Here is a 19,817-nt window from a genome sequence, read left to right on the forward strand (position 1 = left end):
TTGGAACCGGGGAGTTCCCTGTTCCGGAACCGGTACTACTACGGTGAAATCTAAAGTTGCCTGAATCGGGAACCTATCGATTCTCGCGAAATTCGATTGAATACGGGTTGAAATTTTAACAAAAACCGCGCTACCGGCCTCCGATGACCCCGTCCACACACCGCGCCAGCGTCACCCTTCCGGACGAATCGACCGCAAAGCGGGTGGTCGACACGCTGTCCGAGCTGTTTTTTGAGGATCAGGCGGCTTTTGCCGCCTTCGAGCGGCCGGATGGCCGCTGGGACGTCACCGTCCATTTTGCCCAGGCGCCGGACCAGACCTTGCTGCGCGAGCTGGTCGGCCAAGCCGTGCGGCAGAATGTCGCATCGACTTTGGTATTTGACACCATCGAGGCGAAGGATTGGGTCAAGGCCAGCCTGGAGGACCTGATTCCGGTCGCAGCCGGCCGGTTTATCGTCCACGGCCAGCATGACCGGCACAGGGTACCTCCCAACAAACTCGGGATCGAGATCGAAGCGGCGCTCGCCTTCGGCACCGGCCATCATGGCACCACGCGCGGCTGCCTGCTGCTGCTCGACCACGTGCTGAAGGCCTATCAGCCTCGCCGGGTGCTCGATCTCGGCACCGGGACCGGTGTGCTGGGGATCGCCGCCGCCAAGGCGCAGCATCACAAGGTGCTGGCGAGCGACATCGACCCACCGTCAGTCAAGGTCGCCGAGGAGAACGCCCGGCTGAACGGGGCAGGACATCTGGTGGATGTGATCTGCGCCACTGGCTTCGCCGCGCCGCGGTTTGCCGAGGACGGGCCGTTCGACCTGGTGCTCGCCAACATCCTCGCCAATCCGCTGCGCCAGCTGGCGGGGCCGATGGCCCGGCACCTCGCATCGTCGGCACAGGTCATCCTCTCGGGTTTGCTGACGCACCAGGCGCCGGCGGTCATTGCCGCCTATCGCGCCCGCGGGCTGGTGCCGCTGCGGCATCTGAAGATCGAGGGCTGGAGCAGCCTGCTGCTGCGCTCGGTCAGGTGACATGACCGCCGCGGGCAGACAGTGCGGCGACTGCACGCTCTGCTGCAAGGTGATGGCGATCGAGGCGCTGGCGAAGCCGGCCAACGCATGGTGCGCGCATTGCAGGCCGGGGCGCGGCTGCCGGATCTATCCAAGCCGGCCGGCGGAGTGCCGCGCGTTCGGCTGCGTCTGGCTGGTCAACGAGCTTCTGGAGGAGCACTGGAAGCCCTCGAGATCGAAGCTCGTCCTGACCACGTCGGACGACGGGCTCGAGGTCAGATGCGATCCGGGCTTCCCGGATGCCTGGCGCAGGCAGCCGTTTCGCAATGAGCTCAGGGAATGGGCGATATCCGGCGAGGCGCTCGACATGACCGTCGTCGTGATCGTCGGTCAGCGCATCACGCTGCTGACGGCGGAGCGCGAATTCGATCTGGGTGTCGTCGGCTCCGATGAGCGGATCGTGCGTGAACTCGACGGCACCAGAGTCGTCAATGTAACGGTGGCGAAGGCGTCCGACCTCGCGCCCTGAGCGCGATCTGTGGGCTGGCTATTCAGGTGCTGCGGAATCGCGGCCGGCCGCCTCGACCTTGGCCTGACCGGCAGCGCGCCTGGCACGCGCCTCGACCAAACGGTCGAGCATCTGCACGATGACGCCACGCTGCTTCTGTTCGATCGGAGGGATCGGGCCGCGGGGGACCGGCGGCGAGATCTTCTCAAACGTGAATGCAGGCATCGTGCTTCTCCTCACCGTTGAGTTGAGACACTCCTGGACACCCCCCGTACGCTTGACCGTCGATGGTGGACATCGTCCAGTCACTTCAACTATGCCATGATTCAAGCATAAGTAATGCCAAAAATGTGGTCATGCCTCAGCGCGTCGGCGCGAAGATCATGCTGCATCCGAAGAGAGTGCCAAGGCAATGTTCGAAGCCCATTTCCAGACGTTCGAAGAGCCCGAAGGCGGCGTGGCGCTGACCGCGCGCTTGAGTGCACTGCGCGAGGAATTGGCGCGGCGCAAGCTGACCGGGTTTGTGGTTCCGCGCGCCGATCAGCAGCAGAATGAGTATGTTGCGGCGTCCGAGGAGCGGCTTGCCTGGCTGACCGGCTTCACCGGATCGGCCGGGCTCGCGATCGTGCTGAGCAAGGAAGCCGCCTTGTTCGTCGACGGACGCTACACGCTACAGGCCGGCAAGCAGGTCGACCGCAAGGCCTGGCAGGTCGAGCCGCTGGTCGAGCCGCCGCCGGAGCATTGGCTGACCCGGCACCTGGCAGCCGGCGACCGCCTAGGATTTGACCCGTGGCTGCACACTTCTGCGGCAGCCGAACGGCTGGCGGCGGCCTGCGCCAAGGCCGGCGCCGAGCTGGTCGCCGTCGACGGCAACCCGATCGATACGGTCTGGCACGAACGGCCGGCGCCGCCGCTCGGCCCGGTCGCCATCCACGGCGCGCAGTTTTCCGGCGAGATCGAGGCCGAGAAGCTGAAGCGCATCCGGCTCGAGATCAACAAGCTCGGTGTCGATGCGCTGGTGCTCTCCGACAGCCACGCGGTGGCCTGGACCTTCAACATCCGCGGCGCCGATGTCTCGCATACGCCGCTGCCGCTGTCCTACGCGCTGGTGCCGAAGGAAGGCCGGCCGCTGGTGTTCATCGATCACCGCAAGCTGTCCAACGCGACCCGCGACCATCTCGAGCAATCCGCCGATGTCGAGGAGCCGGAGGCGCTGACCCCGAAGCTCACCGAGCTCGCCAAACGCGGCGCCTCGATCGCACTCGACAGCGCGACCGCGGCCGACGCGTTGAGCCGGCTGATCTCCGGCGCCGGCGGCAAGCCGGTGCGCGGCAGCGATCCGGTCAGCCTGCTGAAGGCGGTCAAGAACCTCACCGAGATCGACGGCACGCGCACCGCGCATCAGCGCGACGCGGCGGCGCTCGTGCGCTTCCTCGCCTGGGTCGACCGCGAGGCGCCCTCCGGCCACCTCACCGAGATCGACACCGTCGAGGCGCTGGAAACCTTCCGCCGCCAGACCGGCGCGCTGAAGGACGTCTCGTTCCCGACCATCGCCGGCACCGGGCCGAACGGCGCCAATCGTGCATTATCGCGTGACACGCAAGAGCAACCGCCGCATCGCGCCCGGCGATCTGCTGCTGATCGATTCCGGCGCGCAATATGAGGACGGCACCACCGACGTCACCCGCACCATCGCGATCGGCCAGCCGACCGACGAGATGCGCGACCGCTTCACCCGCGTGCTGCGCGGCCATATCGCGATCGCCCGCGCGATCTTCCCCGACGGCACCACCGGCGCACAGCTCGACAGCTTCGCGCGGCAACATCTCTGGCAGGCCGGGATCGATTTCGAGCACGGCACCGGCCACGGCGTCGGCAGCTATCTCAGCGTCCATGAAGGGCCGGCGCGGATCTCGAAGCTCGGCACCACACCGCTGAAGCGCGGCATGATCCTGTCCAACGAGCCCGGCTACTACAAGACCGACGCCTATGGCATCCGGATCGAGAACCTCGAGCTGGTGATCGGCACCGACATTGCCGGCGCCGAGAAGCCGGTCAACGCATTCGAGACGCTGACCCTGGCGCCGATCGATCGCCGCCTGATCGAGGTCAGCATGCTGAGCGAAGCTGAATTGAGCTGGCTCAACGACTACCACGCCCGCGTCGCCCGCGTGGTGCGCCCGCATCTCGACGACAACGCCACCAAGCTGTGGCTCGACGAGGCGACGGCGGCGCTGACGTAGCGGCGCGCTCAAGCGTCCACACATTCGGTGTCATCCCGGTACTCGGTGTCATCCCCCGCGAAAGCGGAGGATCCAGTACGCCGCGGCCCATCGGTTCAAACACGCCTGCCTCTGGAATACTGGGTCCCCCGCTTTCGCGGAGGACGACAGCGGTGCTTGTTGCGCGAGACGAAACATCACCGCTTCGCCTCCCGAAATGCATGGCCGTATGCCGAAACACCCGTATTCCGCGCGAACCGGCACGCTACAGTCGATCCACAATGCTGGATCGGACCTGAATGCACGGCGTGATGGGCAAGCCGCCCGGCGCGGCCACAAATAACATCGCGACATCGAAGGTCATGTTGCTGATGCTCGTCGTGATGACGGGCGTCGCGCCGATCTCGCTCTACATGCTGGTTCCGGCGCTGCCGGTGCTGGCGACGACGTTCGGCCGCGACATTTCAATCGCGCAGATGACCGTGTCGCTCTACATGGTCGGCATCGCGCTGTCGCAGCTGATCATGGGACCGCTGTCCGACAAGTTCGGCCGCCGCCCGGTGCTGCTCTCCGGCCTCGGCCTGATGGTGGTGGCCGGCATCGCCTCGGTGTTCGCCGAGACCCTGCCGCAGCTGATCGCGGCGCGCTTCTTCCAGGCGCTTGGCGGCGCCAGCGGCATGGTGATCAGCCGCGCCATCATCCGCGATCTCTATCCGCGCGAGCGGGTCGGCGCCATGATCAGCCTCGTCGTCGCCGCGCTGATGATCGCGCAGATGGTGAGCCCGCTGACCGGCGGCCTGCTGGAGACCACATTCGGCTGGCGCGCGATCCTCTATCTCATCACCGCGGCGTCGCTGATCACCACGATCTTCATCGCGCTGGCGCTGCCTGAAACCCGCCGCGACCGCGCCGACAGCTCGAGCTTCCGCGGCGACCTCGGCAAGCTGATGCGAAGCCGCGCCTTCGTCGGTTATCTGCTGTGCCAGGTGCTGGCCTCGCAGATCATCTTCGCCTTCGCCGGCGGCGGTCCCTATATCGTCGTCACCCAGATGGGCCGCAGCAGCGCCGAATACGGCGCGTGGTTCGCGATGACCGGCTTCGGCTATTTCATCGGCAATCTGCTGTGCGTCCGCTTCGCACCGCGTCACTCGCTGGAGAAGCTGATCTGGTTCGGCCTCGCGCTGCAGGTCGGCGGCAGTCTCTTGAACCTGATCTGGAGTTTCGCCGGGCTGAACCAGGCGCCGCTGTGGCTGTTCGGCACCCAGATGATCGTGATGATCGCCAATGCCTTCGTGATGGCCAATTCCGCTGCCGGCGCCATTAGCATTCGCCCCGAGGCGGCCGGCACTGCCTCCGGCGCCATGGGCTTCCTGCAGCAGGGCATCGGTTCGCTGATCTCGCAGTTCGGCGCCTATCTCGGCGGTCACTCCACCACGACGCTGCCGCTGACATCGGCGCTTTTCGCGATCTCGCTTGCCTGCGCCTGCACCATGATCTTCGTGGTGCCGCGGCGAACCGTGGTGGTCAGCGAAGAGCTGATCGCGCAGGCCGAGGAGGATGAGCAGGGGATGATGTGAGGCGTGCGCAGCACCCTCACCTCGTCATTCCGGGATGGTTCGAAGGACCAGACCCGGAATCTCGAGATTCCGGGTTCGCCTCTTCGAGGCGCCCCGGAATGACGACAAGCGTCACTCCTCGATCAGCTTCAGCCACTCGTCTTCGGTCAACACCGCGACGCCGAGCTCGCGTGCCTTGGTCAGCTTCGAGCCGGCCTCTTCGCCAGCGACGACGTAGTCTGTCTTCTTTGAAACCGAGCCCGCGACCTTGGCACCGAGACGCTCGGCCATCGCCTTGGCTTCGTCACGGGTGAATTTCGTCAGCGACCCCGTGAACACCACGGTCTTGTCCGAGACCGGCGAGCTGTTGCGCGGCTGCTCGGCGGGCTTCACCTCGATCTGGTGCAACAATTCACCGAGCGCCTTGACGTTGCGCGGCTCGGCAAAGAACTCGACCACCGCATCGGCGACGATCTCGCCGACGCCATCGATATCGTTGAGGTCCTGGTAGGCCTCGGTGGTGTTCTCCTCATCCGTGCTGCCCTTGGCGGCGGCCAGCATCGCGTCACGGAAATTCTCGATCGTGTGGTAGTGGCGCGCCAGCAGCTTGGCATTGCCTTCGCCGACATGGCGAATGCCGAGCGCGAAGATCAACCGATGCAGTTCGATGTTGCGGCGAGCATCGATCGCGTCGAACAGGTTGCGCACCGAGGTTTCGCCGTATCCTTCGCGCTCCATCAATTTGCGGGTCGATCGCGCGTCCCGCTCGCGAAGCGTGAAGATGTCGACCGGCGACATCACCAGCCCGTCCTCGTAGAATTCCTGGATCTGCTTCTCGCCGAGACCATCGATATCGAACGCAAGGCGCGACACGAAATGCTTCAGCCGCTCGACCGCCTGCGCCGGACAGATCAGCGCGCCGGTGCAGCGGCGCACCGCCTCGCCCTCCTCGCGAATCGCGTGACTGCCGCACACCGGGCAAGTGTCCGGAAACTTGTACGGCTTTGCACTCTTCGACCGCTTGTCCAGAACGACGCTGACGACCTGGGGGATGACGTCGCCGGCGCGCTGCACCACGACAGTGTCGTCGATGCGCAGATCGACGCCATCCCGGATCGGATTGCCGTCGTTGCCGATGCCCTTGATGTAGTCCTCGTTGTGCAGGGTCGCGTTCGAAACCACGACGCCGCCGACCGTCACCGGCTCGAGCCGCGCGACCGGCGTCATCGCTCCGGTGCGCCCCACCTGGATATCGATGCCCTTGAGAATCGTCGTTGCCTGCTCGGCTGCGAATTTGTGTGCGATGGCCCAACGCGGGCTGCGCGACACAAAGCCGAGCCGCTCCTGCCAGTCGAGACGGTCGACCTTGTAGACCACGCCGTCGATGTCGTAGCCGAGCGAAGCCCGCTCCTCGCCGATCTTGTTGTAGAATTTCAGGACATCGTCGACGCTCTTGCAGAGCGTGATCAGCGGATTGACCACAAAGCCTGCCCTGTCCATCCACTCCAGCATGCCGTGCTGGGTGTCGGCGGGCGGCTCGCTCATCTCGCCCCATGTGTAGGCGAAGAATTTCAGCGGTCGTGACGCGGTGATCGAGACGTCCTTCTGACGCAGCGAACCCGCTGCCGAATTGCGCGGATTGGCAAACACCGTGTCGTCGGCCGCGGCCTGTTTCTTGTTCAGCTCAAGGAAGTCCTTCTTGAGCATATAGACTTCGCCGCGCATTTCGCAGGCTGCCGGAACGTGGCGTCCCTTCAGGGTGTGCGGAATGTCCTTGATGGTACGGACGTTGGCGGTGACATCCTCGCCGGTGAAGCCGTCGCCGCGCGTCGCGGCACGGATCAGTTCGCCATTCTCGTAGCGCAGCGAGAGCGACAGGCCGTCGATCTTCGGTTCGGCGACCAGCGCCGGAATATGGTCGGCATCCAGCTTGAGAAAGCGCCTGATGCGTTCGACGAATTCGGTGACGTCCTCGTCGCTGAACGCGTTGCCGAGCGACAGCATCGGAACGACATGCTGCACCTTGGCAAAGCCGCGGGCCGGCGCTGCGCCCACCGTCTGCGTCGGCGAGTCCTTGGTGACGAGATCGGGAAACCTGGTCTCGATTGCTTCCAAGCGCTGCCGCAGGCCGTCGTAGGCCGCGTCCGATACGGTCGGCGCGTCCTTCTGATAGTAGCGCTCGTTGTGCCCCTCGATCTCGAGTGACAGCCGCATGTGCTCGACCTTGGCCTGGGCCTTGGTGAGCTTGTCGACGTCGACCAGCGCTTTCTTCGCCTTGGTGGCCATGGGCGCAACTAGCTCGCCGCCCTGAGCAGCCGTTCCGCAGCGGCGCGCGCCTCCGCGGTAATCTCGGCGCCGGCCAGCATGCGCGCGATTTCCTCGCGGCGGTGATCGGCCGCGAGCGCGTTGACGCGGGTGGCGACGCGCTTGCCCTTGTCGAGCGCATCCTTGGAGATCAAAAGATGCTGGCTGGCGCGGGCCGCAACCTGCGGCGCATGCGTCACCGCCATCACCTGCACCTTGCCGGCGAGACGCGCCAGCCGCGAGCCGATCGCATCCGCTACCGCACCGCCGACGCCGGTATCGATTTCGTCGAACACCAAAGTCGGCGCCGAGCCACGATCGGCCAGCACGACCTTCAGCGCCAGCAGGAAGCGCGACAGCTCGCCGCCGGAGGCGACCTTCATCATCGGCCCCGGCTTGGTGCCCGGATTGGTCTGGACCCAGAACTCGACGCGGTCGATGCCCTGTGGCCCCGGCGCGGCGGCATTTGCCTCGACCTGGGTCATGAATTTCGCACGCTCGAGCTTGAGCGGCGCGAGCTCGGCATTGACGGCCTTGTTGAGCTTCTCGGCCGCCTTGGTGCGCGCCGCCGACAGCTTTGCCGCCGCGGCAGCATAGCGCTTGTCGGCTTCAGCGGCGGCCGCTTCCAGCTTCTTCAGCTGGTCGGCGCCGGCATCGATCAGCGCGACGTCACCGGCGTATTGCGCGGCCAGCGCGGCCAGCAGATCGACCGGCGTCGAATATTTGCGCGAGGCGGCGCGCAGCGCGAACAGCCGCTCCTCGATGCGCTCGAGCTCGGCCGGATCGAAATCGGTCGCCGCCAGCGCCGCGTGGAGGTGCTGGTCGGCCTCTTCGAGCGCGTTGATCGCGATGTCGATCGCCTTGACCGCCGGCTCGATCAGGCCGGGCGCATTGGCGGCACGCCGCTCCAGCCGCCGCACTGCGGCCGACAGGGCCGACACCGGCGAATGCGAGCCGCCGATCGCCTCCTGCGCCTCGCGCAGATCGGTCGCGACCTTCTCGCCCTGCATCATGGTGGTGCGGCGGTTGGCGAGCTCGGTCTCCTCGCCCTCCTTCGGCGCCAGCGCCTTCAGCTCCTGGGAGGCATGGCGCAGATAGTCAGCCTCGCGCGCGGCGCGCTCCATGCCGGCGCGATGCGCGTCGAGATCGGCGTTGGCGGTCCGCCTGATATCCCACAACGCTTCCAGCGCCGTGACGTCCTTCTCATGGCCGGCGAAGGCGTCGAGCAGCTGGCGGTGGGTGGAGGCGTCGACCAAAGCGCGCTCGTCGTGCTGGCCGTGGATTTCGACCAGAACCGCGCCGACCGCCTTCAGGGTCTGCACGCTGATCGCCTGGTCGTTGATGAAGGCGCGGGTGCGGCCGTCGGCGAGCTGCACGCGGCGCAGGATCATCTCGCCGGTGTCGTCGAGGCCGTTCTCGGCGAGGATTTTTGCTGCAGGATGCCCCTTCGGGACATCGAACGTGGCGGTGACCTGGCCCTGCTCGGCGCCATGGCGCACCAGCCCGGCATCGCCGCGGCCGCCGAGCGCCAGCGCAAAGGCATCAAGCAGGATGGATTTGCCGGCGCCGGTTTCGCCGGTCAGCACCGCCAGGCCACGGGAAAATTCGATATCGAGCCGTTCGATCAGGACGATGTCACGGATCGACAGACGGGCCAGCATGCGAGGACAATTCCTAGCCGAGACCTATCTTCTTGAAGGTCCTGCTGATCCAGGATCCCTGATTCTCGCTCGGCTCGAGACCGCCGGACTTTACTAGATTATACGCGTCCTTGTACCAGCGGCTGTCCGGAAAATTGTGGCCAAGCACCGCGGCGGCGGTCTGCGCCTCGCCGGCGATGCCGATCGCCATATAGGCCTCGGTGAGCCGGTAGAGCGCCTCTTCGACGTGGCGGGTGGTCTGGTACTGGGTGACGACGGTCTTGAAGCGGTTGATCGCAGCGGTGAAGTCGCGCTTCTCGATGTAGTAGCGCCCGACCGCCATCTCCTTGCCGGCGAGCTGGTCGCGCGCAGCCTGGATCTTGTTCTTGGCCTGGGTGGCGTATTCGGAGGTCGGATATTTGCGCACCACCTCTTCGAGGGCCGCGATCGCCTTCTCGGTGCGGCTCTGGTCGCGCGAGATGTCCGGGATCTGGTCGAAATGCGATGCCGCGATCAGGTACTGCGCGTAGGAGGCGTCCGGGCTGCCGGGATGCAGCGTCACGTAGCGGGTGGCGGAGCCGATGCAGCTGTCGTAATCGCCTGCCTGATAGTACGAATAGGCCGACATCAGGAGCGACTTGCGCGCCCAGTCCGAATAGGGATGCTGACGGTCGACTTCCTCGAACTTCTTCGAAGCGGCCTTCAGGTCCTTCTTCTCGTTCATCATGTACAAGCCCTCATTGTAGAGCTTGTCCGCGGGCTCATCGACGAACGTGTCGTCCTTGGACATGAACTTGTCCCACAGCGCGCCGGTGCCGCAGCCTGAGAGTGGCAGTGCAAGCATGATCAGGCCCGCCGCGAAACGCAGCGTGCGCACGGCCTTGGTCAGGCCGGAGACGTCAGAAGAAGAGCGTGGTTCGAGCGCCATACGCATTGCCGACATGGATTGTAAAACCTGACGCCTTTGATGCGGTTAACGGCGACCCCACTCCACCCATGAACCGCGATCATGGATGCAATATCACTCGCGCCATTGGCGCCGTATCAAGGCAACCGCAGGCCTGTTTAACCGAAAAATGACCATCGACCAACCGAATAGGGAGCCAATCCGCCGGGAATAAGGCGACCCGGCGATGCTCACAGCCTGCTGTGGTTATTGCGGAAATCGGGCCGACCGACCAAGCGATCAGGACTTGGGCGGATCAGGACACGTCCGGGCCGTAGGCCGGGGCGACGAGGCCGCCCACCGCGCTTGCACCGGCCTCGACATGGCCGCGGACCGGCCGCCGGGCGGTTTCCGATTCGACCACGCGCCAAGCGCTGCGGTCGGCGAGCAGCGCTTTGAGCACCGCGTTGTTGAGCTTGTGGCCGCCGCGGACGGAACGGTAGCTGCCGAGCAGCGGGAGGCCGGCCAGCGCGAGATCGCCGATCACGTCGAGCACCTTGTGGCGGGCACATTCGTTGGCGTAGCGCAGGCCCTCGGCGTTGAGCAGGCGGGCCTCGTCGAACACCACGGTGTTGTCGAAGGAGGCGCCAAGCGCGAAGCCGGCGCCCCACAGCCGCGCCACGTCGTTCATGCAGCCGAAGGTACGGGCCCGCGCGACTTCGCGGCGGAAGCCTTCCGGCGACAGATCGAAGGCGTAGGTCTGATGACCGATCACCTTGTTGGCGAAATTGATTTCGACTTCGGCGCGGAACCCGCCGGCGAACGGACGCAGCTCGCCCATCGCATCGCCGATCTTGACCTGCACCGGCTTCAGCACCTGGATGAAGCGGCGGACGGCGGGTTGGGTCACGATACCAGCCTGATCGATGGCCGCGACAAACGCCGCAGCGCTACCGTCCATGATCGGAACTTCTGCCGCGTCGACTTCGATCGTGGCGTTGTCGACGCCCATGCCGCGCAGCGCGGCGAGAACATGCTCAGCAGTCGAGACCAGCGGTCCTTCGCGGTCGCCCAGCACCGTCGCGAATTCGGTCGCGATCACAGCGTCGGCGGTGGCGGTAACTTCGCGGTCGGCACCGTCGAGACCGGTGCGGACAAAAATAAAACCCGCATCGACGGGTGCAGGTCCCAGCGTGAGACTGACAGGAAGACCGGAATGAACGCCTACGCCAGTCACGGTGGCTTGCGACCGAAGCGTTGTCTGACGGCTGAACTTCATTCGATAATGCCCACTACCCGACTTCGCTCAACATCAAGTGGCCAAACTTCCCCAAGGCCGACTCGCATGAGCTCCCCAAGTCCCGGCAGACCATAGTCACAGCCCCAAACCGCGCCAACTCACGCTTCTTTACCGATTGTTACCCCATCTCCGCCGCATTCGCGCCCAAGGTTAACCCAATTGCGGCGGCGAAAACGGCCCTCGGCGAGTGACTATCTGACCACCGAAATAATAATTAATCATTTAAAATCAGTTGCTTGTTTACCCGATGCAACCGCCTGCCCGCCAAAAGGAGAAGGCCCCCGCGGTTCCCCGCCGAGGCCTTCTCTGTGGTCAAGGTTGTAACAAACTTCAGTTTGCCTGCCGGCGCAGGAAGGCCGGGATATCAAGATGGTCGTCACCCTGTGGCGCCGGGGCAACAGTCGCCTGACGGCCATGGGCGTCCAATCCCTGCGGTGCCGGGCGCTTCGCATATTCCGATACCGGCGATTCGTTCGCCGAGATCTGCTGGGCAACGCTGCGGGCCGGCTTGCGATCGGGCAGCGGCGGCATCGTCGGCATCGCCGGACCCGAGGCACGGGCCGCGATCGGCGGCTCGGTCTCTTCGTCGCGGCGGCCGAGGCCGACATTGGCTAGCCGCTGCAGCAGCGACAGCCGGGTCTTCTGCGGGTGCTCCGCCTCGCCGTCACCGCTGGCCTGGCGGATCTCCGCCTGCGCCGGCATCGGCAGATCCTCGAACTTCGGCATCCGAGGGGCACGGACCGGCGACCGCTCGGCCGCCTGCGGGATGAAGGTCTCTGGCGGCATCGGCTCGTGCTGCTCGGCCCGGGCTGCCTCGTGGTCCGGGAACAGCGTCGGCTTCTGGGCGATCGGCCGCACAGTGACGTCACCGTAGGACCCTGGCTGCATCGGCGCCTGAGCCGGTGCGCTGTCCGGGGCAACCGCGGCGGCGATTGCCGCGAGCGCGGCGCGCTCGACGGCCGGACGCTGCTGGGCTGCGGCGGGAGCTGCAATCGGAGCAACCGTCACGCCGGTCGGCGGTTCCAGCTTCTGGGCGCGCTCGGCCATGCGCTGATTGTCGGCACGCAGGCGAGCGGTCAGGTCGGCCAGCCGGCTCTCGGGCGAGCCGCCCGTCTGCTGCGCGGGAGCCTGGGCACGGGAGGCGATCGCGGCCTGCTCGATACCGGTGGCGACCACCGACACGCGGATGACGCCGTCGAGCGATTCGTCGAAGGTGGCGCCGACGATGATGTTGGCGTCGGCGTCGACTTCTTCGCGGATGCGGGTTGCCGCTTCGTCGACCTCGAACAGGGTGAGGTCCTTGCCGCCCGTGATCGAGATCAACAGGCCGCGGGCGCCCTTCATCGAGCTATCGTCGATCAGCGGGTTGGCGATCGCAGCTTCGGCGGCGGTCAGCGCGCGCTTCTCGCCGGTGGCCTCGCCGGTGCCCATCATCGCCTTGCCCATTTCCCGCATCACTGCGCGGACGTCGGCGAAGTCGAGGTTGATCAGGCCTTCCTTGACCATCAGGTCGGTGATGCAGGCGACACCCGAGTACAGCACCTGGTCGGCCATCGCGAAGGCGTCCGCGAAGGTGGTCTTCTCGTTGGCGACCCGGAACAGGTTCTGGTTCGGAATGATCAGCAGCGTGTCGACCACCTTGTGGAGCTCGGAGATACCGTGCTCGGCGGTGCGCATCCGGCGCTGGCCCTCGAAGTGGAACGGCTTCGTCACCACGCCGACGGTGAGGATTCCCATCTCGCGGGCGGCCTTGGCGATCACGGGCGCAGCCCCGGTGCCGGTGCCGCCGCCCATGCCGGCGGTGACGAACACCATGTTGGCGCCGGTCAGGTGATCGCGCAGCTCGTCCATGACTTCCTGCGCGGCCGCAGCACCGACATCGGGCTGCGATCCGGCGCCGAGGCCCTGGGTGACCTGGGTGCCCATCTGAATGATGCGCTGCGCCTTCGACATGGTCAGCGCCTGCGCGTCGGTGTTGGCGACGACGAAGTCGACGCCCTGCAACCCGGCGGTGATCATGTTGTTGACGGCATTACCACCCGCGCCGCCGACGCCGAAGACGGTGATCCGCGGTTTCAGCTCGCTGATGTCAGGGGGTGTCAGATTGAGTGCCATGGTTGCCTCTCTCGATTATGCGCGCGTTGGTTCGTCCCGGCCGCTGGCCGCAGGATCTGGTGAAAATGCAATGAGCCGGGGTGTGGTCATCAGAAGCCCTCGCGAAGCCATCGTCCGACCTTTCCGAAGTAACCGTCTGTCCCTGTCCTGAGCTGCCGCGTGCGCCGCGGTTCGACATGTTCAAGATGAGCGTATTGCGGATAGACCAGCAGGCCCGTCGGCACCGAGAACGAGGCGCCCTTCGCCTCGTTCGGCAGCCGGCCGAAGCCGAGCGGGCGGCCGATGCGGACCTGACGGTTCAGGATACGGGTCGCAAGCTCGACGGTGCCGGTGAGCTGCGACGCGCCGCCGCTCAGCACGACGCGCGCCCTCGGCTCTGCCGCAAAGGGAGAATCCGCGAGCCGGTCACGGATCATTTCGAAAATCTCCTCGGCGCGATGCCGGACAATGTTGGCGATCGTGGCGCGGGACACGATTTGCGGAGTCTCCCGATCGTCGCCTGCAGTGGGAACGGACATCAACTCGCGCGAGTCCGAACCGCCGGTCAGCACCGTGCCGTATAAAGTCTTGATTCGCTCGGCATCCGCAATGCACGCGCCGATGCCGCGCGCAAGATCCATCGTGATGTGTTGCCCGCCGAGCGCAAATCCGGATGCGTGCACGAGGCGGCCGCCGGAGTACGTCGCGATCGTCGTCGAGCCCGCGCCCATCTCGACGACGGCAGCGCCGAGATCGGCCTCGTCATCGGTCAGCACCGACAGGCCCGCAACGTACGGGCTCGACGCCATGGCTTCGACGTTGAGATGGCAGCGCTCGACCACCAGCATCAGGTTCTTGGCGACCGTCGCATCCGACGTCACCACGTTCATGTCGACGCCGAACTGGCGCGCCACCATGCCTTTGGGATCGCGGATACCTTTGACGCCATCGAGCGCGTAGCCGACCGGCAGCGCGTGCAACACGGTGCGACCGGCGCCGGCGGCGTGGCGCATGCCGGCCGAGGTGACGCGGCTGATATCGTCCGCGGTCACCGAGCCGCCGTGGATATCGGCCGCGGCTTCGACCAGTTGGCCATGCAGCCTGCCGCCCGAGACCGACAGCAGGACGGATTCGACACGGACCTTGGCCATGCGCTCGGCCAGCGCCACGGCATGGCGCACCGCCTTCTCGCATTCGGCGAGATCGACGACGGAGCCGGCCTTGACGCCGCGCGACTGGATCTGGCTGTAGCCGATCAGTTCGACCGCATGGGTGCGGCCGCGCAGCGCCTCGTTCGGCGGCGACGGCCTGAGCCGCGCGATCATGCAGGCGATCTTGCTGGAGCCGACGTCGAGCGAAGCCACCATCGCGGTGCGCTTCTGCATCGGGCGGGTCTTCGGGGTCAGATTGCGATCGAGGCCGGTCATGCGGAGTCACCCGGCTTCTTCTTGGACTTCTTGTCCTTGAACAGTTCGTCGCGCGCCTTGCCGGCTTCGTCGGACAATTGCACGATCAGCCGGTCGGGCAGGCGCATGTCGACGGCGACGATGTCGCGCGAGAACAGCTTCTCGTCCTTGTCGAGCCTGGAGAGCGCGGCCAGCGCGTTGCCGACGTCGTTCTCCGGCAGGCGGACGTCGAGGCCGTCCTTGAGGCGCAGGTTCCAGCGCCGCTCGCCGACGAAGATCGCGGCCTTGGTCACCGAACGCACCTGCGGATAACGGTCGAGCAGCGCCAGGAAGTCCTGGGCGCGGGTGTCCGCACCCTTGCCCACCACCAGCGGCAGATTGAGGAAGCGGCGCGAGACGTAGGGCTCGAGTACCGCGCCGTCGGAGGCGATCACCGACAGGCGGCCGTTCTGCTGCCACAGCGCGAAGGCGGTGCGCTCGACGATGTCGATCTGCAGCCGGCCCGGATAGAGCTTGAGGATCGTGGCGTCGGCAATCCAGGGATTGGCCTTCAGCTTGGCGCGCACGGTATCGGCATCGAGGAACAGCAGCGAGGAGCGGCCGTTGACGCCGCCGATCGCAAGCACCTCGTCCTGGCTCAGCTGCTTGCGGCCGTTGATGCCGACGGTGGTGATGCGGAAGCCTGCGGAATTGGCCAGCGCGTTGCGGGTGTCGCTGAGCGCGGTGGTGAATTCCTCGAGATGGCCGCCCTTGACGATGCCGAAGCCCAGGCTGCCGAACAGGATCGCGAGCGTCGCGACCAGGCCGATGCGGCGCGGCAGATAGCGTTCGACCAGCATGATGTAGCGGTTCGGCGGCTCGCGATCGATCACCTGCGGCCGCCTGGCGGGCCGCCGGCGACGGCGCGCGAGATGGGCGCCGACATACTCGCGCAGCAGCATTGCCGCTCCAATAGCGGCTGCTTTCAGGTCAGCTTGAGGCCCCAGCGATCGCAGCGATCGGGTGAGGCGTCCTGCACCATCCATTGCACGAGCTCGTCACATGTTGCGCCCGCAAACCCTGCGGGATCTCGGCACAAATGTCGTCTCGGCTAGACCGGTGGGATTAGAGAGGCCCCCTGTTCCCTGGTTGCGATCCTCGAAGCGGTAATCCGCGACAGCTCACGCCCCGGCAGCCAAGCGCTACATGCGCCGCCAGCGTTAACCTTCGGGCTTCCTGGTAAACAAATGGTAAAGGAGTTCAGCCTGGAGTGTATTTTGATCAACGCTCTGAATACTTTGCCGCGAACCCGTTAGCATTTTAGCAACAGCGCCCGGGTTCCATCCGGCCGAGTCTGGCGGGTTCCCCGCCCGGTCGGCCTTAACTCCCGGCGCGGCGGCGGCCGAGCTCGATCTGGTCGGCCAGGAAATCGGCAAAGGCGATGCCCTGTGCTTTCAAGGCCTTAGGGTACAGCGATGCCGCGGTGAGGCCGGGCAGCGTGTTGGTCTCGAGGTAGACCGGGCCATTGGCCGACACGATGAAATCGCTGCGCGAATAGCCGGTGCAGGACAATGCGCGGTGCGCCCGCAGCGCATGGTCCATGATCGCGGCGCTGATCTCTGGGGCGAAACGGCCGGGGCAGATCTCCTGGGTCGACTTCAGGAGGTATTTGGCTGTGTAGTCGAAGCCCCCCCTCCGCCGGCACGATCTCGATCGGTGGCAGCGCGAACACCGTGCCGTCGGACTGCTCGAGCACGCCGCAGGTCGCCTCCACGCCCGATACGAACGGCTCGATCAGATAGTCTTCATGCTTCGCAGCATTGCGGACCGCGACGAGGTCCTGCTTGGCGTTGACGAAGATCAGCCCGTAGCTCGATCCGTCCTTGGCGGGCTTTGCGATCAGCCTGCCGTGCTGGGCGAAGGCATCGTCGAGCTGTGCCACCGTTATGCCCAGCGGCGCGTTGAGGCCTGTGATCGCGGCGAAGCGTTTCGCCGAAGGCTTGTCGAACGCCAGATGCGACGACGCCGAGCCGGAGCCGGTGAACGCGACGCCGCGCATCTCGCACATCGCCTGCAATTCGCCGTTCTCGGCGCGGCCACCGTGCAATCCGAGCACCAACACGCGCTGCTCGGCGCCTGCTCTGTCGAGTGCCTGGTCGAGCGCGAGGCCGGGACCGCCGGGCTTGAAGTCGACCTCGAACGGCCGCGTGTGGCCGAGCAGCTGTTCGGACGTCACCGCATGCACGGTGTCGTCGACGTCCCAGAACCAGAGGTCAGCGTCGGGCAGCGCGCGGTGCAGCGCCTGCGCGCTCGCCACCGAGACCAGCCGCTCCTTGTTGGTGCCGCCGAACAGAATGGTCACCTGCATGTTCTTTGCCTGTCGCTCGCTACTTCTGTCATTCCGGGGCTCGCGAAGCGAGAGCCCGGAATCCATACTCCCGATCGTGGTTATGGATTCCCCGATGCGCAACTTGCGCATCTGAGGCCTGCGCCTTTCGGCGCATCCCGGAATGACGACTACAATGAATTCCCGATCCGCTTGATTTCCCAGTGCAGCTCAATTCCGCTGGTGTGCTTGACTCGCTCGCGCACCGTCTCGCCGAGCGTCTCGATGTCATGCCCGGTGGCGTTGCCGGTGTTGATCAGAAAGTTGCAGTGCATCTCCGACACCTGCGCGCCGCCGACCTTAAGGCCGCGGCAGCCGGCAGCGTCGATCAGCTTCCAGGCGCTGTTGCCGGGTGGATTCTTGAAGGTCGAGCCGCCGGTCTTCTCGCGGATCGGCTGCGCGGTCTCACGATGGATCTGCACTTCATTCATGCGTGCGCGGATCGCGTCCGCATCGGTTATCCTGCCGCGAAAGCGCGCTGAGGTGAACACGATGGACGGATCGACGCCAGAGTTGCGATAGACGAAATTCATGTCGGCATTGCCGAACGTGTGCTTGGTGCCGTCACGGCCGATGCCGGTGGCCTCCATCAGCACGTCCTTGGTCTCGCCGCCATTGGCGCCGGCGTTCATGCGCAGTGCGCCGCCGACCGTGCCGGGAATGCCGAAGAAGAATTCCATGCCGCCGATGTTTGCCGCTGCCGCCGTCTCGGCGACGCGCTTGTCGAGCGCCGCGGCGCCGGCGGTGACGACATCACCGGCCGCGCTGGTCTCGCCGAACGCGCGCGGCGCCAGCCGGATCACGACACCCGGCATGCCGCCGTCGCGCACGATCAGATTGGACCCGACGCCGACGACATAGACCGGCAATTCCTGCGGCAGGCGCTTCAGGAAATAAGCCAGATCATCCTCATCGGCCGGCGTGAACAGCACCTGCACCGGACCGCCGACGCGAAACCAGGTCAGCTCCGCCATCGACTGGTTTGCCAGCAGCCGCCCGCGCAGCGCCGGCATCGCGGCTTTCAGGTCGGGCACGATGTCGGGGAAGGTCACGATCACCCCAGCGCCTTCAATTCGTCCGGCAGTGCGTAGGCCCATTGCGTGATGTTGCCGGCGCCGAGGCAGACGACGAGGTCGCCGGACTTGGCAAGGCCGTGAACGATCTTCGCGAGCTCGCCTGCGTTCGGCAGCGGGACAACGTTGCGATGACCGTGGGCGCGCAGGCCGGCGGCGAAATGGTCGCGGTCGATGCCTGCGATCGGTGCTTCGCCGGCCGGATAGACCTCGGCGACCACGACCGCATCAGCATCGTTGAAGCAGGTGCAGAATTCCTCGAACAGCGACTGCAAGCGGGTGTAGCGATGCGGCTGCACCACGGCGACGATCTTGCCGTTGGTGGATTCCCGCGCAGCCTTCAGCACAGCCGCGATCTCGACCGGATGATGACCGTAATCGTCGATCACGGTGACGCCGTTGGTCTCGCCGGTCTTGGTGAAGCGCCGCTTGACGCCGCCGAAGCCGGCCATGGCCTGGCGGATCACATCGTCGGACACGCCAAGCTGATGCGCGACCGCGATCGCCGCCGTTGCGTTCGACGCGTTGTGGCGCCCCGGCATCGGCAGCATGATATCAGCGATCTCGTGCGTCGCTCCCGACTGGCGATCGCGGATCGCGACCGTGAATTTCGAGCCCCCGCCCATCGGCGTCAGGTCCAGCAGCTGCGCGTCGGCCTGCGGATTCTGCCCGTAGGTGATGATGCGGCGGTCCTCGATCTTGCCGACGAGGGTTTGCACCACGGGGTGATCGGTGCACATCACGGCAAAGCCGTAGAACGGAACGTTCTCGACGAAATTGCGGAACGCGTCCTGGATCGCCTCGAAGGTCTTGAAGTGATCGAGATGTTCAGGATCGATATTGGTGACGATGACGACATCGGACGGCAGCTTCAGGAAGGTGCCGTCGCTCTCGTCAGCCTCGACCACCATCCAGTCGCCGGCCCCGAGCCGCGCATTGGAGCCATAGGCATTGATGATGCCGCCGTTGATCACGGTCGGATCGAGCCCGCCGGCATCGAGCAAGGTCGCAACCATCGTGGTCGTGGTGGTCTTGCCATGGGTGCCGGCGATCGCGACGCAGCTCTTCAGCCGCATCAATTCCGCCAGCATCTCGGCGCGCCGCACCACCGGAATGCGCCGCGCGCGCGCCGCCATCAGCTCGGGGTTGTCGCGCTTGATCGCGGTCGAGACCACGACGACGTCGGCGCCATCGACATTCTCGGCGGCGTGGCCGACCGAGACCTTGGCGCCCTTCTTGCGCAGCCGGTCGAGATTGTAATTGTCCGACGCGTCGGAGCCCTGCACGGTGTAGCCGAGATTGATCAGCACCTCGGCGATGCCGCTCATGCCGATGCCGCCGATCCCGACGAAGTGAATGGGTCCGATCTCGCGCGGCAGTCTCATGATCCGGTTCCTGATATCATCGTCTTTGTGCGCCTCACATTGGTCGCGCAGACTACTGGATGCCCCGCTTT

The 19,817-nt window shown here is 65.7% G+C and carries 13 protein-coding genes and 3 pseudogenes; 4 read left to right on the top strand and 12 right to left on the bottom strand.

Annotated features, from left to right (window positions below):
* Positions 1-143: 143 nt before the first annotated feature.
* Both ACVIGA_RS09920 and ACVIGA_RS09925 read left to right on the top strand, forming a co-directional pair.
* Entirely contained in the window at positions 144-1,028 is an 885-nt protein-coding gene (locus ACVIGA_RS09920; protein ID WP_456666238.1) for a 50S ribosomal protein L11 methyltransferase, read from the top strand.
* A gap of 1 nt (position 1,029) precedes the next feature.
* Positions 1,030-1,536 carry a hypothetical protein gene (locus ACVIGA_RS09925; RefSeq protein ID WP_456666239.1) on the top strand — a complete coding sequence of 169 codons (507 nt, stop codon included), beginning with the start codon at positions 1,030-1,032 and terminating at the stop codon, positions 1,534-1,536.
* 18 nt (positions 1,537-1,554) lie between these two features.
* Here the strand turns inward: ACVIGA_RS09925 and ACVIGA_RS09930 are convergent, their stop codons facing one another.
* A complete protein-coding gene (locus ACVIGA_RS09930; protein WP_456666240.1) occupies positions 1,555-1,740 on the bottom strand; it encodes a hypothetical protein in 186 nt (61 codons plus the stop codon).
* 187 nt (positions 1,741-1,927) lie between these two features.
* On the opposite strand from ACVIGA_RS09930, the pseudogene ACVIGA_RS09935 reads away from it, so the two are divergent.
* Together ACVIGA_RS09935 and ACVIGA_RS09940 are read left to right on the top strand one after the other, a co-directional pair.
* Positions 1,928-3,758: pseudogene (locus tag ACVIGA_RS09935) on the top strand (aminopeptidase P family protein).
* Positions 3,759-4,036: 278 nt separating this feature from the next.
* Positions 4,037-5,314, top strand: a complete 1,278-nt coding sequence (locus tag ACVIGA_RS09940; RefSeq protein WP_456666241.1) for a multidrug effflux MFS transporter — start codon at positions 4,037-4,039, stop codon at positions 5,312-5,314.
* Positions 5,315-5,425: 111 nt separating this feature from the next.
* Here ACVIGA_RS09940 and ligA read toward each other — a convergent pair whose 3' ends face one another.
* The 11 genes and pseudogenes from ligA to murC form a co-directional block, all read right to left on the bottom strand.
* A complete protein-coding gene (ligA, locus tag ACVIGA_RS09945) occupies positions 5,426-7,579 on the bottom strand; it encodes an NAD-dependent DNA ligase LigA (protein ID WP_456666242.1) in 2,154 nt (717 codons plus the stop codon).
* Between the two features lie 8 nt (positions 7,580-7,587).
* Positions 7,588-9,258 carry a DNA repair protein RecN gene (gene recN / locus ACVIGA_RS09950; RefSeq protein WP_456666243.1) on the bottom strand — a complete coding sequence of 557 codons (1,671 nt, stop codon included), beginning with the start codon at positions 9,256-9,258 and terminating at the stop codon, positions 7,588-7,590.
* Positions 9,259-9,271: 13 nt separating this feature from the next.
* Positions 9,272-10,180, bottom strand: coding sequence for an outer membrane protein assembly factor BamD (locus tag ACVIGA_RS09955; protein ID WP_375776149.1), 909 nt, complete (start codon positions 10,178-10,180; stop codon positions 9,272-9,274).
* A 259-nt stretch (positions 10,181-10,439) separates the two neighbouring features.
* Positions 10,440-11,402 carry a UDP-3-O-acyl-N-acetylglucosamine deacetylase gene (gene lpxC / locus ACVIGA_RS09960; protein WP_456666244.1) on the bottom strand — a complete coding sequence of 321 codons (963 nt, stop codon included), beginning with the start codon at positions 11,400-11,402 and terminating at the stop codon, positions 10,440-10,442.
* A gap of 351 nt (positions 11,403-11,753) precedes the next feature.
* Complete coding sequence (gene ftsZ, locus ACVIGA_RS09965; protein ID WP_456666245.1) at positions 11,754-13,538, bottom strand: cell division protein FtsZ; 1,785 nt, start codon at positions 13,536-13,538, stop codon at positions 11,754-11,756.
* A gap of 89 nt (positions 13,539-13,627) precedes the next feature.
* Entirely contained in the window at positions 13,628-14,944 is a 1,317-nt protein-coding gene (ftsA, locus tag ACVIGA_RS09970) for a cell division protein FtsA (RefSeq protein ID WP_375776152.1), read from the bottom strand.
* Positions 14,941-15,948 (bottom strand): cell division protein FtsQ/DivIB, encoded by a 1,008-nt coding sequence (locus tag ACVIGA_RS09975; protein WP_456666246.1) that lies wholly within the window; start codon positions 15,946-15,948, stop codon positions 14,941-14,943. The genes ftsA and ACVIGA_RS09975 overlap by 4 nt, the downstream gene beginning before the upstream one ends.
* Positions 15,888-16,156: pseudogene (locus ACVIGA_RS09980) on the bottom strand (hypothetical protein); the annotation flags it as partial. The pseudogene ACVIGA_RS09980 and the gene ACVIGA_RS09975, both read right to left, overlap by 61 nt.
* Positions 16,157-16,282: 126 nt before the next feature.
* A pseudogene (locus ACVIGA_RS09985) lies at positions 16,283-17,270 on the bottom strand (D-alanine--D-alanine ligase family protein).
* A 149-nt stretch (positions 17,271-17,419) separates the two neighbouring features.
* A complete protein-coding gene (gene murB, locus ACVIGA_RS09990) occupies positions 17,420-18,340 on the bottom strand; it encodes a UDP-N-acetylmuramate dehydrogenase (protein WP_456670774.1) in 921 nt (306 codons plus the stop codon).
* 2 nt (positions 18,341-18,342) lie between these two features.
* Complete coding sequence (gene murC / locus ACVIGA_RS09995; RefSeq protein WP_456666247.1) at positions 18,343-19,746, bottom strand: UDP-N-acetylmuramate--L-alanine ligase; 1,404 nt, start codon at positions 19,744-19,746, stop codon at positions 18,343-18,345.
* Between the last annotated feature and the right edge of the window lie 71 nt (positions 19,747-19,817).

Source organism: Bradyrhizobium sp. USDA 3240 (assembly GCF_054063295.1).

Coding starts and splice junctions, on each gene's coding strand:
- ACVIGA_RS09920 (WP_456666238.1), top strand. CDS start 144: ATGACCCCGTCCACACACCGCGCCAGCGTCACCCTTCCGGACGAATCG.
- ACVIGA_RS09925 (WP_456666239.1), top strand. CDS start 1,030: ATGACCGCCGCGGGCAGACAGTGCGGCGACTGCACGCTCTGCTGCAAG.
- ACVIGA_RS09930 (WP_456666240.1), bottom strand. CDS start 1,740: ATGCCTGCATTCACGTTTGAGAAGATCTCGCCGCCGGTCCCCCGCGGC.
- ACVIGA_RS09940 (WP_456666241.1), top strand. CDS start 4,037: ATGCACGGCGTGATGGGCAAGCCGCCCGGCGCGGCCACAAATAACATC.
- ligA (WP_456666242.1), bottom strand. CDS start 7,579: ATGGCCACCAAGGCGAAGAAAGCGCTGGTCGACGTCGACAAGCTCACC.
- recN (WP_456666243.1), bottom strand. CDS start 9,258: ATGCTGGCCCGTCTGTCGATCCGTGACATCGTCCTGATCGAACGGCTC.
- ACVIGA_RS09955 (WP_375776149.1), bottom strand. CDS start 10,180: ATGTCGGCAATGCGTATGGCGCTCGAACCACGCTCTTCTTCTGACGTC.
- lpxC (WP_456666244.1), bottom strand. CDS start 11,402: ATGAAGTTCAGCCGTCAGACAACGCTTCGGTCGCAAGCCACCGTGACT.
- ftsZ (WP_456666245.1), bottom strand. CDS start 13,538: ATGGCACTCAATCTGACACCCCCTGACATCAGCGAGCTGAAACCGCGG.
- ftsA (WP_375776152.1), bottom strand. CDS start 14,944: ATGACCGGCCTCGATCGCAATCTGACCCCGAAGACCCGCCCGATGCAG.
- ACVIGA_RS09975 (WP_456666246.1), bottom strand. CDS start 15,948: ATGGATGGTGCAGGACGCCTCACCCGATCGCTGCGATCGCTGGGGCCT.
- murC (WP_456666247.1), bottom strand. CDS start 19,746: ATGAGACTGCCGCGCGAGATCGGACCCATTCACTTCGTCGGGATCGGC.